14 protein-coding genes are annotated in these 14,853 nt (G+C 69.8%); 9 read left to right on the top strand and 5 right to left on the bottom strand.

Going from position 1 to position 14,853, the window contains the following annotated elements; all coding sequences use genetic code 11:
• Positions 1–13 precede the first annotated feature (13 nt).
• The 3 genes from ACS5PM_RS09345 to ACS5PM_RS09355 all read right to left on the bottom strand — a co-directional run bounded on the left by ACS5PM_RS09345 (position 14) and on the right by ACS5PM_RS09355 (position 4,442).
• Positions 14–1,849, bottom strand: a complete 1,836-nt coding sequence (locus tag ACS5PM_RS09345) for an ABC transporter ATP-binding protein (RefSeq protein ID WP_439387335.1) — start codon at positions 1,847–1,849, stop codon at positions 14–16.
• Between the two features lie 65 nt (positions 1,850–1,914).
• Complete coding sequence (gene otnI / locus ACS5PM_RS09350; protein ID WP_439387336.1) at positions 1,915–2,730, bottom strand: 2-oxo-tetronate isomerase; 816 nt, start codon at positions 2,728–2,730, stop codon at positions 1,915–1,917.
• A 2-nt stretch (positions 2,731–2,732) separates the two neighbouring features.
• Positions 2,733–4,442: a hybrid sensor histidine kinase/response regulator gene (locus ACS5PM_RS09355; protein ID WP_439387337.1), complete on the bottom strand. Its 1,710-nt coding sequence runs from the start codon at positions 4,440–4,442 to the stop codon at positions 2,733–2,735.
• A gap of 144 nt (positions 4,443–4,586) precedes the next feature.
• Between ACS5PM_RS09355 and ACS5PM_RS09360 the strand changes: the two genes are divergently transcribed.
• The 4 genes from ACS5PM_RS09360 (at position 4,587) to ACS5PM_RS09375 (ending at position 6,925) form a co-directional block, all read left to right on the top strand.
• Positions 4,587–4,883 carry a hypothetical protein gene (locus tag ACS5PM_RS09360; protein ID WP_439387338.1) on the top strand — a complete coding sequence of 99 codons (297 nt, stop codon included), beginning with the start codon at positions 4,587–4,589 and terminating at the stop codon, positions 4,881–4,883.
• 35 nt (positions 4,884–4,918) lie between these two features.
• The gene (locus ACS5PM_RS09365) at positions 4,919–5,137 is read left to right on the top strand and encodes a TOBE domain-containing protein (protein WP_439387339.1); all 219 of its coding nucleotides are present in this window, start codon (positions 4,919–4,921) and stop codon (positions 5,135–5,137) included.
• Positions 5,138–5,145: 8 nt separating this feature from the next.
• Positions 5,146–5,754, top strand: coding sequence for an RBBP9/YdeN family alpha/beta hydrolase (locus ACS5PM_RS09370; protein ID WP_439387340.1), 609 nt, complete (start codon positions 5,146–5,148; stop codon positions 5,752–5,754).
• Positions 5,755–5,914: 160 nt separating this feature from the next.
• Positions 5,915–6,925 (top strand): sulfate ABC transporter substrate-binding protein, encoded by a 1,011-nt coding sequence (locus tag ACS5PM_RS09375; protein ID WP_439387341.1) that lies wholly within the window; start codon positions 5,915–5,917, stop codon positions 6,923–6,925.
• Positions 6,926–6,935: 10 nt separating this feature from the next.
• On the opposite strand, the gene ACS5PM_RS09380 is transcribed toward ACS5PM_RS09375, so the two are convergent.
• Positions 6,936–7,661 carry a hypothetical protein gene (locus ACS5PM_RS09380; protein WP_439387342.1) on the bottom strand — a complete coding sequence of 242 codons (726 nt, stop codon included), beginning with the start codon at positions 7,659–7,661 and terminating at the stop codon, positions 6,936–6,938.
• A 160-nt stretch (positions 7,662–7,821) separates the two neighbouring features.
• On the opposite strand from ACS5PM_RS09380, the gene cysT reads away from it, so the two are divergent.
• Genes cysT through ACS5PM_RS09400 form a run of 4 tightly spaced genes read left to right on the top strand, consistent with a single transcriptional unit; the run spans position 7,822 to position 11,254 of the window.
• Entirely contained in the window at positions 7,822–8,655 is an 834-nt protein-coding gene (cysT, locus tag ACS5PM_RS09385; protein ID WP_439387343.1) for a sulfate ABC transporter permease subunit CysT, read from the top strand.
• 3 nt (positions 8,656–8,658) lie between these two features.
• Positions 8,659–9,561, top strand: coding sequence for a sulfate ABC transporter permease subunit CysW (gene cysW, locus ACS5PM_RS09390; protein WP_439387344.1), 903 nt, complete (start codon positions 8,659–8,661; stop codon positions 9,559–9,561).
• A gap of 19 nt (positions 9,562–9,580) precedes the next feature.
• Positions 9,581–10,606 carry a sulfate/molybdate ABC transporter ATP-binding protein gene (locus tag ACS5PM_RS09395; RefSeq protein ID WP_439387345.1) on the top strand — a complete coding sequence of 342 codons (1,026 nt, stop codon included), beginning with the start codon at positions 9,581–9,583 and terminating at the stop codon, positions 10,604–10,606.
• 9 nt (positions 10,607–10,615) lie between these two features.
• Complete coding sequence (locus ACS5PM_RS09400) at positions 10,616–11,254, top strand: glutathione S-transferase family protein (RefSeq protein ID WP_439387346.1); 639 nt, start codon at positions 10,616–10,618, stop codon at positions 11,252–11,254.
• 234 nt (positions 11,255–11,488) lie between these two features.
• On the opposite strand, the gene ACS5PM_RS09405 is transcribed toward ACS5PM_RS09400, so the two are convergent.
• Positions 11,489–12,433 (bottom strand): CysB family HTH-type transcriptional regulator, encoded by a 945-nt coding sequence (locus ACS5PM_RS09405; protein ID WP_439387347.1) that lies wholly within the window; start codon positions 12,431–12,433, stop codon positions 11,489–11,491.
• Between the two features lie 203 nt (positions 12,434–12,636).
• Here ACS5PM_RS09405 and ACS5PM_RS09410 point away from each other — a divergent pair, with 203 nt between their 5' ends.
• Positions 12,637–14,838 carry a prolyl oligopeptidase family serine peptidase gene (locus ACS5PM_RS09410; protein ID WP_439387348.1) on the top strand — a complete coding sequence of 734 codons (2,202 nt, stop codon included), beginning with the start codon at positions 12,637–12,639 and terminating at the stop codon, positions 14,836–14,838.
• Positions 14,839–14,853: the final 15 nt, after the last annotated feature.

The raw sequence follows: 14,853 nt of genomic DNA on the forward strand, positions 1-14,853 counted from the left end.
CGCCGGTGCTCCACTACTCCTCTCCGAGGAACCCGCCGCTCTGGTGCGCCCACAGCCGCGCGTAGAGCCCGCCGCGCGCCAGCAGGCTGCGGTGATCGCCCTGCTCCACGATGCGGCCGCCGTCCATCACCACCAGCCTGTCCATCGCCGCGATGGTCGACAGGCGGTGGGCGATGGCCACCACCGTCTTGCCCTGCATCAGCGTGTTGAGGCTGTGCTGGATCGCCGCCTCGACCTCGCTGTCCAGCGCGCTGGTCGCTTCGTCCAGCAGCAGGATGGGCGCGTCCTTGAGCATCACGCGGGCGATGGCGATGCGCTGGCGCTGGCCGCCTGACAACTTCACCCCGCGCTCGCCCACGTGGGCGTCGTAGCCGCGCCGGCCCTTGGGGTCGACCAGGTTCTCGATGAACTCGTGCGCCTCGGCACGCCGGGCGGCCTCCATCATCTGCTCGTCGGTGGCCCCGGGCCGCCCGTAGACCAGGTTCTCTCGCACCGAGCGGTGCAGCAGCGATGTGTCCTGCGTCACCATCCCGACCTGCGCGCGCAGCGAGTTCTGCGTGACTTGCGCGATGTCCTGGCCGTCGATCAGGATGCGGCCGGATTCGACGTCATAGAAGCGCAGCAGCAGGTTCACCAGCGTCGACTTGCCGGCGCCCGAGCGGCCGACCAGCCCGATCTTCTCGCCCGGCGCGATGGTCAGCTCGAAGTCGTCGATGACGCGCTTTTGCCCACCCTCGCGGCCGTAGCCGAAACCGACGTGCTCGAAGTGCACTTCGCCGCGCGTGACCTTCAGCTCCTTCGCCTCGGCATGGTCGGTGACCGCGGCGTGGCGCGTCAGCGTGTTCAGGCCATCGGCCACGGTGCCGATCTGCTCGAACAGCGAGGCCATCTCCCACATGATCCAGTGCGACACGCCGTTCAGCCGCAGCGCCATCGCGGTGGCCGCCGCGACCGCGCCCACGCCGGCGCCGCCCTGCGTCCACAACCACAGCGTCGCCCCCGCCGTGGCCAGCACCAGGCCCATGCTGAGCGTGTGGATGACGATCTCGAGCCCGCTGACCAGCCTCATCTGGCGGTAGGCGATGCGCATGAAATCCTGCATCGCGCCGCGCACGTAGCCCGACTCGCGGCCGGCGTGCGAGAACAGCTTGACGGTGGCGATGTTGGTGTAGGCGTCCGAGATGCGGCCCACCATGAGCGAGCGCGCATCGGCCTGCTCGCGCGCCGCCTTGCCCAGCCGCGGCACGAAGAACCACAACGCGAGCACGTACAGGCCCAGCCAGGCGAGGAAGGGCGCGAGCAGCCGCAGGTCCACCCCGCCGACGACGGCCAGCATAGTGACGAAGTAGATGACGATGAAGACCAGGATGTCGGCCACGGTCATCACCGTGTCGCGCACTGCCAGCGCGGTCTGCATCACCTTGGTCGCCACGCGGCCGGCGAACTCGTCCTGGTAGAAGGCCAGGCTCTGGCCCAGCATCTGGCGGTGAAAGTTCCAGCGCAGGCGCATCGGGAAGTTGCCGTTGAGCGTCTGGTACTTGGCCAGCGCCTGCCACGCCACCAGCAGCGGGCTGGCCATCAGCACGGCGGCGAGCAGCAGGAGCCGCCCGCGCTCGTCCGTCCACCAGCGTGCCGGCTCGGTGTGCGAAAGGCCGTCGACGATCTGCCCCAGGAAGGCGAACAGCAGCGCCTCGAAGGCGCCGATGACGGCCGTCAGCCCGGTCATCACCAGCACGTAGCGACGCACGCCTGTCGTGTTCGCCCAGAGAAAGGGCCACAGGCCCTGTGGAGCGGGCGGCGGCACCAGCTCCGGGTAGGGGTCGACGAGGCGTTCGAAGTAGGTGAACACGGAGCGGGCGGTGGCAGGCAGGTGTCGCGCGCCGCAGCCGGCGCGCAACACGACAGGGTAGCCGATCAGCCCCGTTCCGCCGCGGGGCTGCGACGCGGTCGCCAGCCCAGGCCGGAAGATGTCCCGCCCGGTTCTCCACCCCGGCGCGGCCGGTATTCGCAGCCTACCCAGCCCGGCCAGCCGAGCTCGTCGATCAGGTCGAACAAGTAGGCGTGGTTCAGCTCGCCGATGTCGGGCTCCTGCCGCTCGGGCACGCCGGCGATCTGCAGGTGGCCGACCCGGCCGGTAGGCAGGTAAAGGCGCAGTTTCGTCGCCACGTCGCCTTCGCTGACTTGCAGGTGGTACAGGTCCATCTGGACCTTCAGGTTCGGTGCCCCGACGCGTTGCACGATCTCGTGTGCCTCGGCCTGCCGCTGCAGGAAGTAACCCGGCATCTCGCGCGCATTGATCGGCTCGATGAGGAGCTCGCGGCCGGCTCCCGCGGCCAGCCGGGCCCCGTGCTCGAGGTTGGCCAGGTAGGTGTCGAGCAAGCGTGAGCGGGGCTCGCCTGCCGGCGCCACGCCCGCGAGCAGATGCACGCGCGGGCAAGCGAGCGCCTCGGCCAGCAGCAGCGCGCGCTCTACGCCTTCGCGGCACTCGGCCTCGCGGCCCGGAAGGCAGGCGAGCCCTCGTTCGCCCGCCGCCCAATCGCCGGCCGGGGCGTTGATCAGGACCTGCTGCAGGCCGTGCTGTGCCAGCCTGGCCACCATCTCCGCGGCCGGGTGGTCATAGGGGAATTGCGCCTCGACCGCATCGAAGCCATCGGCGGCCGCGGCGCCGAATCGCTCGAGGAACGGCAGCTCGCCGTACATCGTCGTCAGGTTGGCGGCAAAGCGCGGCATCGTCAGTCCGCCAGCAGGCGCTCGAGCGAGCGCAGCTCGATCGGCTTGGCCAGGTGCTCGTCGAAGCCGGCGGCTAGGCTGCGGGCGCGGTCCTGCGGCTGCGCATAGCCGCTCAGGGCCACGAAGCGGCATCCCGCGCTCCAGGCCTGGCAGCGCAGCTGCGCGGCCAGCTCGTAGCCATCCATCCCCGGCAGGCCGATATCGAGCAATGCCAGGTCGAAGCTCGATTGGCTGCCCCGCACCAGCGCCTGCACCGGGTCGTACGCCGTCTCGACGCTGTGGCCGAGCAGGCGCAGCAGCTCGGCCAGCGAGTGCGCTGCATCGATGTTGTCGTCGACCACCAGGACGCGCCGCGGCGTGGAGACGGCCGCTGGCGCCGGCGGCGCGGGCTCCGCCGCCTGCACCGAAGCTGCTGCCGCCATGGGCAGCCGCACGCTGAAGGTGCTGCCGTGGCCCAGCCCTTCGCTGGTCGCTTCCACCCTGCCACCGTGCAGGCCCACGAGGTTGCGCACCAGCGCCAGACCGATCCCCAGGCCGCCGCTGGAGCGCTCCGGCCCCTGCTGCCCCTGGACGAACAGGTCGAACACGCGCGGCAGCATCTCCGCCGAGATGCCCTGCCCGCTGTCGCGCACCTGCACGATCACCATTCCGGCGGTGGCGTCCAGCCGATGGCGAAGCTGGATCCAGCCGCCCTCGGGCGTGTAGCGGGCGGCGTTCGCCAGCAGGTTGGCGAAGACCTGCGCCAGCCGATGCGGATCGGCATCGCAGACCAGGTCTTCCGGCGGCAGCTTCAGCTCCAGCCGGTGACGGCGAGCCTGCACCACCGGGCCGGCCATCTCCACCGCCACGGCGAGCACGGACCGCAGCGCCACCCGCTCGCGCTGCAGCCGCAGGTCGCCACGCGTGATGCGGGCCACGTCGAGCAGGTCGTCCACCAGGCGCGCCAGGTGCGCGACCTGGCGCTCGATCAGGGCGCGCTCAGGGGCCGAGCCGGCGTCGCCTCGCTTGTCCATCACTTGCAGCGCGGTCGCTATCGGCGCGAGCGGGTTGCGCAACTCATGCCCCAGCATGGCGAGGAACTCGTCCTTGGCCCGATTCGCGGCCTCCGCCTCGCGGCGCGCGGCATCGGCCTCGGCGAACAGGCGGGCGTTGTCCAGCGCCAGCGCCGCGCGGCGCGCGAGCTCGGCCACCAGGGCCACGTCCTCCGGGTCGAACAGGCGTCGCGATTCGGCCTGCATCACCGCGAAGGCCCCGAGCGTGCGGCCCCGGGCGACCAGGGGCGTCACGAAGCAGGCATTGAAGCCGAAACGGCGGGTGACGTCGACCAGCTCCGGCGCGCTCTGCTCGACCAGGGCGTCGGCGCTGGGCGCCTGCTGCAGATGGGCGCGGCCATGCCGGATGCACCAGTCCATCGACCCATCGGTCTCGGGGGATGCACGAAAGGCCCGCGCGGCCCTTTCGCCCTCGGCGCGTCGCGCGGGATCCCGGTGGTGCATCACCACCTGCTCCAGCCGGCCGTCGGCGCCGAGCAGGTCGATGCGGCACCAGTCGGCCAGCCGCGGCACCACGAGGGCGGCCATGGCATGCACGATCGCCTGCGGCTGCAGCGAGCCGGACAGGCGCTCGCCTGCCGCCGAGAGCAGTTCCAGCCGGTCACGTGCCCTTTCGAGCAGTGCGGTGGGTGCATCCGAACCGGGAGCTGGGATGGTCACGGCCTCGCGGTGTTGAGCGTCGGTCGACGCGGGTCGCGATTGTCGCGCGGCTCGCGTGTCCATCCCCTGGTTATGCGGTGACTGGATATGAAATGCCGAAATCGTTCGTTTTCAACGGACAGTGGCGAGCCGACCATCGGATTCATGGACTCGACTGCCACCGCTCTCCCCGCCGGCCTGCAGCTGCCCTGCACCGGGCAGGCGCTGCGCACCGCGCTGCAAAGGCGCGACCTGCGCACGCTGGACGAACTCACCCGGCACCTGCGGGTCGCCGGCTACCGCTTCGATGCGGTCGCCCTGGCCACCTCGCTGCTGGAGCACGGCTGTGCGTCCGTGGCCGATGCCTTCGGCCAGCGCGTGCCGGTGTACGTGCGGGTGCCGCCGCGCGAGATGCTGCCCGAGCCCCGCGACGAGCAGACCCCTTTCGCGATCGCTCTCTGAGCGCTGCCTCCTTTCCTCACGAAAACGAACGAACCATGAGCATCCTCGCCGTCAACGCCCGCAACCAGTTCCGCGGCAAGATCAAGGAAATCATCGAGGGCCCCGTCGTCTCCGAAGTCGATGTCGAGACGCCGTCCGGGCTGATCGTCACCTCGGTGATCACGACCCGGTCGGTGCACGAGCTGGGCCTGCGCGTCGGGCGCGACGTGGTCGCGCTGGTGAAGTCGACCGAAGTCTCGATCGCCACCCTCTGACCAGCACGATGGCCGCCTACTCCGACACCCCCTACGACCGCGGCGTTCGGCTGCTCATCGTGCCGGGTCTGCACGGCAGCGCCGCGGATCACTGGCAGACCTGGCTCGAGCGCGCGGAACCGGGCTCGGTGCGCATCGAGCTGCAGGACTGGGGCCATGCCGACCTCGACCGCTGGGCGGCCGCGATCGACGAGTCCCTGCAGCGGCATCGGGCCGAGGCCTGGGTGGCCGTCACGCACAGCTTCGGCTGCCTGGCGCTGGCCCATCACGCCGCACGCGGCGGCCGCGGCTTTCACGGCGCGTTGATGGTGGCGCCGGCCGACCCGGCCCGCTTCGGCGTGGACGAAGGCCGGCTGGCCCAGCCGCTGCCCTTCACCTCGACGCTGGTGGTCAGCCGCAACGACCCCTGGATGTCGCACGCCGACTCTCTCTACTTCGGCCAGCGATGGGGCTGCGCCATCGTCGAAGCGGGCGATGCGGGCCACATCAACCCCAGCACTGGCTACGGCCCCTGGCTGGCGGCGCGCCAGTGGGTGGCCCAGCACGCCGAGCGTGCGGCGGCCAATCTGCGCCCTCGTCAGCGCGAGGCCGCACCGGCCCTCGGCTTCGCGATTTGAGCCCCCGGGCCTGCGACACACGTCGATCGCCCCCCGAGGGGGTTGAGTCATGGACTCAGGAGGCACGCGCTGCATAAGCAGCGGCGTTTTCATTCGTTCCTCGTCGCAACCGGTGTTCCTAGCATCACCTGGACACATCTCCTCCAAAGGAACGACCACCATGCTGCCCCGATCGCTGACGACTGCAGTTGCCGCCAGCCTGCTCGCCTTGACCTCCCTGGCCGCATACGCCAAGGACGTGACGCTGCTCAACGTCTCTTACGACCCGACGCGCGAGCTCTACCAGGATTTCAACAAGTCCTTCGCCGCCTACTGGAAGGCCAAGACCGGGGACGTGGTGACCGTCAAGCAATCACACGGCGGCTCTGGCAAGCAGGCCCGCTCGGTGATCGACGGGCTCGAGGCCGACGTGGTGACGCTCGCACTGGCCTACGACATCGACGAGCTGGCCGACAAGGCCAAGCTGATCCCGGCCGACTGGCAGAAGCGCCTCACCCACAACTCCAGCCCCTACACCTCGACCATCGTGTTCCTGGTGCGCAAGGGCAACCCGAAGAACATCAAGGACTGGAACGACCTCGCCAAGCCAGGCATCGAGGTCATCACGCCCAACCCCAAGACCAGCGGCGGCGCGCGCTGGAACTACCTCGCCGCCTGGGGCTATGCCCTGAAGCAGCCGGGCGGCAACGAGGCGAAGGCGAAGGAGTTCGTCACCGCCCTGTACAAGAACGTGCCGGTGCTCGATTCCGGCGCGCGCGGCTCGACCACCACCTTCGTCGAGCGCGGCATCGGCGATGTCTTCATCTCGTGGGAGAACGAGGCCTTCCTCGCCGTCAAGGAACTGGGCCCGGACAAGTTCCAGATCATCGTGCCCTCGGTCAGCATCCTGGCCGAGCCGCCGGTCACCGTGGTCGACAAGGTGGTCGACAAGCGCGGCACGCGCGAAGTGGCCAAGGCCTATCTGGACTACCTCTACTCGCCCGAAGGGCAGAAGATCGCCGGCGAGAACTACTACCGCCCGATCGACCCCAAGGTGGCCGCGCAGTTCGACAAGCTGTTCCCGAAGATCAGCCTGTTCACGATCGATGAAGTCTTTGGCGGCTGGGCCAAGGCGCAGAAGACGCACTTCGCCGATGGCGGCGTGTTCGATTCGATCTACGCCAACAAGTAAGGGACGCCCTTCACCCCGGGCGCCGCAGCCACACGCGCAGCAGGCCGACCGGCGCGAAGCCGCCGGCCGCGCCGGCCCGGTGAAGCGCCTCGCCGGACTCATAGCCCACCAGGGCCTCCTGCGGGCAGGCGGCCTGCGCGGCCTGCAGCAGCTCGAGGTACGCGGCTGCGCGTTCGCCGCCCTGCGGCAGGAAGGTGCACGCCAGTCCGGCGACGCCGTCGCCCTGCATCAGCGCGCCGCCGGCGACTGTCGTGCCATCCGATCGACGACCCATGAGAAAACGCAGGCCGGGCTCGGCCAGCAAGGCGGTCGGAAACAGCCGCAACGCCGGCGGCCCGGGTTGCACGTCGCGCCACCAGCCGGCCTCCCAGGCCGCCAGCGCCTGCTCGCTTTCGGCCACCGACCACTGCAGCGACGGCGCCCCGCCCGCGCAGACCACCGGCTCGCGCCAGAGCCACTGCGCTTCGATCAGGGGCGTGAAGCCCAGGGCCGACAGGTCGAAGCGCGCAAAGCTGTCCTTGACGGCCAGCTCGCCCTGTGAAGGGATCGCCGCCAGCGCCGGCGCGCCGCTCGCTTGCGGGTCCAGCGTGACCAGGTTGGGGTAGTACGGCGGACTGGGCCGGCGGTTGAACCAGGCCGTCGTGCCGAAGGCCGTGTCGCCACCGTGCGCGCGGCACACCGCGTCGCACCAGCGGGCGTTGTTGCGGGCGGCTCTTCGCGCGCGTTCGAAGTCCATCGAGGCATTCGGTCGAGTTGGTCGCCACGCATGCTGAAGGGCCCCGCCTGCATAAGCAAGCGCGTTTTGCTTCGTTCCTCGCCAGCAGGTGGCTGCCTAGCATCGCTTATCGCATGAACAAATTGTCGCGGTGTGCTCAGGTGCACCGCACCGCCGCACCGTGTTCTTCTCCCGCACCTTGCTCCGCCGCCACAGCGTGCTGCCCGGTTTCGACCTGGCACTCGGCTTTGCGCTGCTCTACCTGAGCCTCGTGGTCCTGGTGCCGCTGTCGGCGGTCTTCCTCAAGACCTTCACGCTCACCTGGGCCTCCTTCTGGGACACGGTGACCTCGCCGCGGGTGATGGCCTCCTACCGGCTCACCTTCGGCGCGTCGCTCGCCGCGGCGCTCATCAACGCCGTGTTCGGCCTGCTCGTCGCCTGGGTGCTGGTTCGCTACCGCTTCCCGTTCAAGCGCATCGTCGACGCGCTGGTCGACCTGCCCTTCGCGCTGCCCACCGCGGTGGCCGGCATCGCGCTCACTTCGCTCTACGCGGCCAACGGCTGGATAGGCCAGTGGCTGCCGTTCAAGGTGGCCTTCAAGCCGCTCGGCGTGTTCGTGGCGCTGACCTTCATCGGCCTGCCCTTCGTCGTGCGCACCGTGCAACCCGTGCTCGAAGATCTGCAGAAGGAGCTCGAGGAAGCGGCGGCCACGCTGGGCGCCTCGCGCGGGCAGACCTTTGTCCACGTGATCCTGCCCACCATCACCCCCGCGCTGCTGACCGGCTTCGCGCTGGCCTTTGCCCGCGCGCTGGGCGAGTACGGCTCGGTCATCTTCATCGCCGGCAACATGCCGATGGTCAGCGAGATCACGCCGCTGCTCATCATCACCAAGCTGGAGCAGTACGACTATGCCGGCGCCACGGCCATCGCCGTGGTGATGCTGCTGATCGCCTTCACGCTGCTGCTCGTGATCAACCTCATCCAGGCCTGGGCCCGCAAGCGCCAGGGCCGCTGAACCATGAGCGCCACCACCCTTGCCGCCCCTCTGCCCGCCCCTCGGGCACGGACCCGTTCGGCCCTGAGCGCGACCAGCGAGCCGGCGTGGATCCGCTGGTCGCTGATCGGCCTGGCCTTCACCTTCCTGGCCTTGTTCCTCTTCATCCCTCTGGCCGCCGTCTTCTACGAGGCGATGAAGAAAGGCGCCGAGGTCTACCTCGCGGCCATCGTCGAGCCTGATGCGCTGTCGGCGATCAGGCTGACGCTGCTGGCCGCGTTCATCTCGGTGCCGCTGAACCTGGTGTTCGGCATTGCCGCGGCCTGGGCCATCGCCAAGTTCGACTTCCGCGGCAAGAGCCTGCTGCTGACACTGATCGACCTGCCCTTCTCGGTGAGCCCGGTGATCGCCGGCCTGATCTACATGCTGGTGTTCGGCCTGCAGGGCTGGTTCGGCGAGTGGCTGCGCGACCACGACCTGAAGATCGTCTTCGCGGTGCCGGGCATCGTGCTGGCCACGGTGTTCGTCACCTTCCCCTTCATCGCCCGCGAACTGATCCCCCTGATGCAGGCCCAGGGGCAGGAGCAGGAGGAAGCCGCGCGCGTGCTCGGCGCCTCGGGCTGGCAGATCTTCTGGCGCGTGACGCTGCCCAACGTGAAGTGGGCCCTGCTGTACGGCGTGATCCTGTGCAACGCACGGGCGATGGGCGAGTTCGGCGCGGTCTCGGTGGTCTCGGGCCACATCCGCGGCGCCACCAACACCATGCCGTTGCACATCGAGATCCTCTACAACGAGTACCAGTTCGCGGCAGCGTTCGCAGTGGCCTCGCTGCTGGCCGGCCTGGCTCTGGTGACGCTGGTCCTCAAGTACATCGTCGAGCAACGCGTGAAGCACGAGAAGGTCGCGGCCATCGCCGGCCACGAATGACAGGACGAAGGAAACCAACATGAGCATCGAGATCCGCAACCTCGTCAAGCGCTTCGGCACGCTGGCCGTCTGCGACCACCTGAACCTCGACATCCCGTCCGGCGAGCTGGTCGCGCTGCTGGGCCCGTCGGGCTCCGGCAAGACCACGCTGCTGCGGATGATCGCGGGCCTGGAGCAGCCCGATTCCGGCTCCGTCCTCTTTCATGGCGAGGACGCGACCTTCGCCGACGTGCGCGAGCGCCAGGTGGGCTTCGTGTTCCAGCACTACGCGCTGTTCGGCCACATGACGATCTTCGAGAACATCGCCTTCGGCCTGCGCGTGCGACCGCGTGCCACGCGGCCCAGCGAGCAGGTGATCCGGAAGAAGGTCATGGACCTCCTCGGCCTGGTGCAGCTCGACCCCCTCGCGGGCCGCTACCCGCACCAGCTCTCGGGCGGCCAGCGCCAGCGCGTCGCCCTCGCGCGCGCCCTGGCGGTCGAGCCGAAGGTGCTGCTGCTGGACGAGCCCTTCGGCGCGCTGGACGCCAAGGTGCGCAAGGAGCTGCGCCGCTGGCTGCGCCGCCTGCATGACGAGATGCACGTCACCTCCGTCTTCGTCACCCACGACCAGGAAGAGGCGATGGAGGTCGCCGACCGCATCGTCGTGATGAACGAAGGCCGCATCGAGCAGGTGGGCGCGCCGGACGAGGTGTACGACCGGCCGGCCACGCCCTTCGTGCTGAAGTTCCTCGGCGACGTCAACCTCTTCCACGGCCGCGCCGGCCTGGCGCCCGGGCATGACGAGGGCGTGAGCTACGTGCGCCCGCACGAGCTGGACATCGTCGCCGAGCCGGGCGACGGCACCTGGGCCGTGACGCTGGCGCAGACGCTGACCGTCGGCCCCAACACCCGCATCGAGTTCCGCCGCGAGGAGGACGGGTCCTTCGTCGACGTGGAACTTCCGCGCGACCACTACCTGTCCCTGCGCGAGTCGCTGGGCCTTTCGCAGGGCCGCAAGGTCTTCCTGCGCCCCCGCCGTGTGACGAGGTTTTCAGTGCCGGCCTAAAGTCGCCGGATGACGACATCCGCCCCCTCCTGGACCCTCTACCTGGCGCCGGGCAGCTGTGCCCAGGCGGTCCACATCGCCCTGCATGACGCCGAGGCGCCGCACCGTCTTCGCCTGCTGGACTTCGCCGCCGGCGAACAGCGCGGCGCCGCCTACCTCGCCGTCAACCCCCGCGGCCGCGTGCCGGCGCTGGTGACCGAGCAGGGCACGCTGACCGAAGTCCCGGCCCTGTTGACCTTCATCGCGCAGACCTTCCCGGCCGCGAAGCTGGCGCCGCTGGACGATCCGTTCCGCCTCGCCCAGGTCCAGGCCTTCAACAGCTACCTGTGCTCGACGGTGCACGTGGCCCACGCGCACAAGCGCCGCGGCGCCCGCTGGGCCGACGATCCGGCCGCCCACGAAGCGATGCAACGCAAGGTGCCCGCCAACATGGCCCAGTGCTTCGAGCACATCGAGGCCGACGTGCTGAAGGGCCCCTGGGTCTTCGGCGAGGACTACACCATCGCCGACCCGTACCTCTTCACCATCGCGGAGTGGCTGGAAGCCGACGGCGTGGACGTCACGCGCCTGCCGAAGGTGATGGCGCACCGCGCGCGGATGCAGGCCCGCGAGTCTGTTCAGCGTTGCAAGATGGCGCTAGCGAGCTGAAGCGCGGCAGCGCTTCAGCCCGGGCGCGCGCAGCGCCGCCCCCTGCCCGGGCGTGCGCGGATCCGGCTCCGCCGGTCCGCTGCGCGAGCCCTTCCTGGCAGGCCCCGGCAGGGGCGTGCCCCCGAGCGCGCGAAGCGCCGCTCCTACCAGGGCGTGCGCGGATCCGGCTTTGCCGGTCCGCTGCGCGAGCCCCCATGGGGGGCAGGCCCCGGCAGGGGCCGTGGGGGCCTCATTTCACAGCGGCGCGCCCTGCACGCCCGCCGGCGAGGCTTGCGCCTGCTGCACCACATCCGCGGTCAGGTGGGGCGCAAAGGTCTGGATGAAGTCGTACGCGAAGCCACGCAGAAGCCCGCCGCGACGCACTGCCACGCTGGTCGTGTTGATCGAGAAGAGGTGCCGGGCGTCGAGCGCACGCAGGTGGCTGTCGCGCTGGTCGTCGAAGGCGATCGAGGCCATGATCCCGACGCCCAGGCCCAGCTCGACATAGGTCTTGATCACGTCCGCGTCCATCGCGGTGAGCACCACCCGCGGCGCGAGCCCGGCACGCTCGAAGGCATCGTCGATGCTGCCCCGGCCGGTGAGGCCGGTGTCGTAGGTGATCACCGGGTGTTCGGACAGTCGCTCCAGCGTCAACGGGCCGTCCAGCAGGGCGTGGCCGGCCGGCACCACCACCGAGTGCGTCCAGCGGTAGCAGGGCAGCGCCACCAGCTCGGCGTTGTCGGCCAGCACGTGCGAGGCGATGCCGATGTCGGCCACGCCGGTCAGCAGCATCTGGGCGATCTGGGCGGGCGAGCCCTGGTGCATCTGCAGCTGGACCTTGGGGTGCAGGGCGCGAAAGTCATGCACCGCTTGCGGCAGCGCGTAGCGCGCCTGCGAGTGTGTGGCCGCGATGGAGAGCATGCCGCTGTCGCCCAGGCGGAAGTCGTCGCTCGCACGCTGCAGGTTGTCGACGTCCAGCAGCGCCTTCTCGACCCAGGGCAGCACGCGCTCGCCGGCGGGCGTGAGGCCGGTCAGCCGCTTGCCGGCCCGCACGAAGATCTCGACGCCCAGCTCGTCTTCCAGTTCGCGGATCTGGCGGCTGATGCCCGGCTGCGAGGTGTGAAGGGCCTCGGCCACCGTGGTGAGGTTGAAGCCCTGGCGCACTGCCTCGCGCACGGACCGGAGTTGCTGGAAGTTCATATCGCAGTTTCGCGCTTGGAGCGCCGTCTTTCATCGTTTTTCGCATTATCGAAACCGCTCCAGGCGCCGCCAACGATGGATGCCGACGCAGCTTCTGCGGGTTTCGCATAAGGCACCGGCATGAGCCGGGCCCCTGCGGGCCACTTAACATCCAGCGCCTGGCCCACCAGCCGTCCTCTGATCCTTCAGCTCGGGAGATCCCCATGCCGATTCGCCAGCTCTCGCTCGGCGCCGCCCTCCTCGCCGCCAGCCTCGCCACCCTTGCGGGCCCGCCCGCGGCGCCGGTCCGCGATGTGACCCAGACCCTGCACGGCGTCACGGTGCACGACCCCTACCGCGACCTCGAGGACGTCAAGAGTCCCGCCACGCTGGACTGGCTGAAGGCCCAGGGGGCCTATGCCGAATCGGTGCTCGCGACGATGCCCGAGCGCGACAAGCTGGCCGCGCGCATCGATGAACTGGCGCGAGCCACCGGCGAATCGGTGCGCAGCGTCGTCCGCCTGCCCGGTGAAAAGCTCTTCTATCTCAAGCGCGAGGCCGGCCATTCGCAGTTCAAGTTGATGGCGCGCACCGGCCTGGCCGGCGCCGAGCGGGTCCTGGTCGATCCCGAGGCGCTGACCAAGGCCAAGGGCGCGCCCCACGCCATCAACTACTTCGTGCCTTCATGGGACGGCAAGCGCGTCGCCTATGGCATGTCGGCCGGCGGCTCGGAGGACGCATCGCTCTACCTCCTGGATGTGGCCAGCGGCCAGGCCATCGGCGAGCCTATCCCGCGGGTGCATGAGAACCTCGTGCACTGGACCCCCGACAGCCGCCAGCTGACCTACAACCAGGTGCGCGCGCTGCCGCCCGACGCGGCCCCGACCGAAACCTACCTCGACAGCACCGTGTTCGTGCTGCGCGCCGGCGCGCTGGAGAAGCAGGCGAAGCCGCTGTTCGGCCCGCTGGTCGACAAGAACCTGAAGCTGGACCGGCTGGACGTCGCCGGCGTGATGTTCGACCCGACGAGCCGCTTCATGCTGGCCCGCACCACCGACACCACCGTGCCGGAAGGCAAGCTCTTCGTCGGACCGGTCTCGGAGCTGGGCAAGCCGAAGATCGCGTGGCGCCAGGTCTCGGCCTTCGACGACCGGATCACGGACGTGCAGCTGTATCGGGACACGCTGTACCTGCGGACCACGAAGGACGCGCCGCGGGGCCGCTGGCTGGCGCTGGACCTCGGCAAGGCCGGCCCGTTGGCCAGCGCCCGGGTCGCGATCGAAGAGCCGACCAAGGGCGTGCTGAAGGGCCTGGTGGTCGGCCGCGGCGGCGCGCTTTACGCCGAGGTCTCCGAGGGCTTCACCACACGCACCTACAAGTTCGGCAGCGGCCCCGCCCCGCTCGACGTGGCCCCCGGCAGCGCCGGCAGCAGCTTCGCCATCGACGATCCGGCCCATGCCTACGGCGAGGCCTGGCTGGTCTCCAGCTCCTGGACCGGGCAGCCGAAGATCCTGCGCAGCCGCGGCGGCGACCAGGCGCCGGTCGACACCCTGCTGATGCAGCGCCGCATGCCGCCCGGCACGCCGGAGCTCACGGTCAGCGAAGTGCTGGTGCCGAGCCACGACGGCGCCCAGGTGCCGCTGGCGATCCTGCACCGGGCGGACCTGAAGCGCGGCGAGCCGCACCCGACGCTGCTCGTCGGCTATGGCGCCTATGGCTTCTCGTTCGAGGCCTTCTTCGATTCGCGCAGCGTCGCCTGGCTGGAACGCGGCGGGGTGATCGCCTATGCCAACGTGCGTGGCAGCGGCGCCTTCGGCGACGGCTGGCACCGCGCCGGCTTCAAGACCACCAAGTCCAACACCTGGAAGGATGGCATCGCCTGCGCGAAGTACCTCGTCGACCAGGGCTACGCGACGCCGAAGACGCTGGGCATCTGGGGCACCTCGGCCGGCGGCATCTTCGTCGGCCGCTCGGTCACCGCGGCCCCCGACCTGTTCGCCGCCGCGGTGTTCGACGTCGGCATGATGGACACCATCCGGTCGGAGGAATCGGCCAACGGGATCACCAACATCTCCGAGTTCGGCACGGTGAAGGATCCCGAGGAGTTCAAGGCCCTGCTCGACATGAGCACCTACCACCAGATCAAGGACGGCGTGGCCTATCCCGCGGTGCTGCTGATTCACGGTCTGAACGACCCGCGGGTGGACGTCTGGCAAAGCGGCAAGGCGGCCGCGCGGCTGCAGGCCGCGAGCTACAGCGGCAAGCCGGTGCTGCTGCGGCTGGACGGCCAAGCCGGCCATGGCGTGGGCAGCACCTTGCAGCAGCAAGTCAGCAAGCTGGCCGACGTTTACGCCTTCCTGCTGTGGCAGTTCAGCCAGCCGCCGGCCACGGCCACCGCCGCCGCATCGGCGCCGGCCAAGCCCTGACAGCGAAGCCCCTAT

The organism is Ideonella flava, assembly GCF_051857595.1.
Lineage (GTDB): Bacteria > Pseudomonadota > Gammaproteobacteria > Burkholderiales > Burkholderiaceae_C > Ideonella.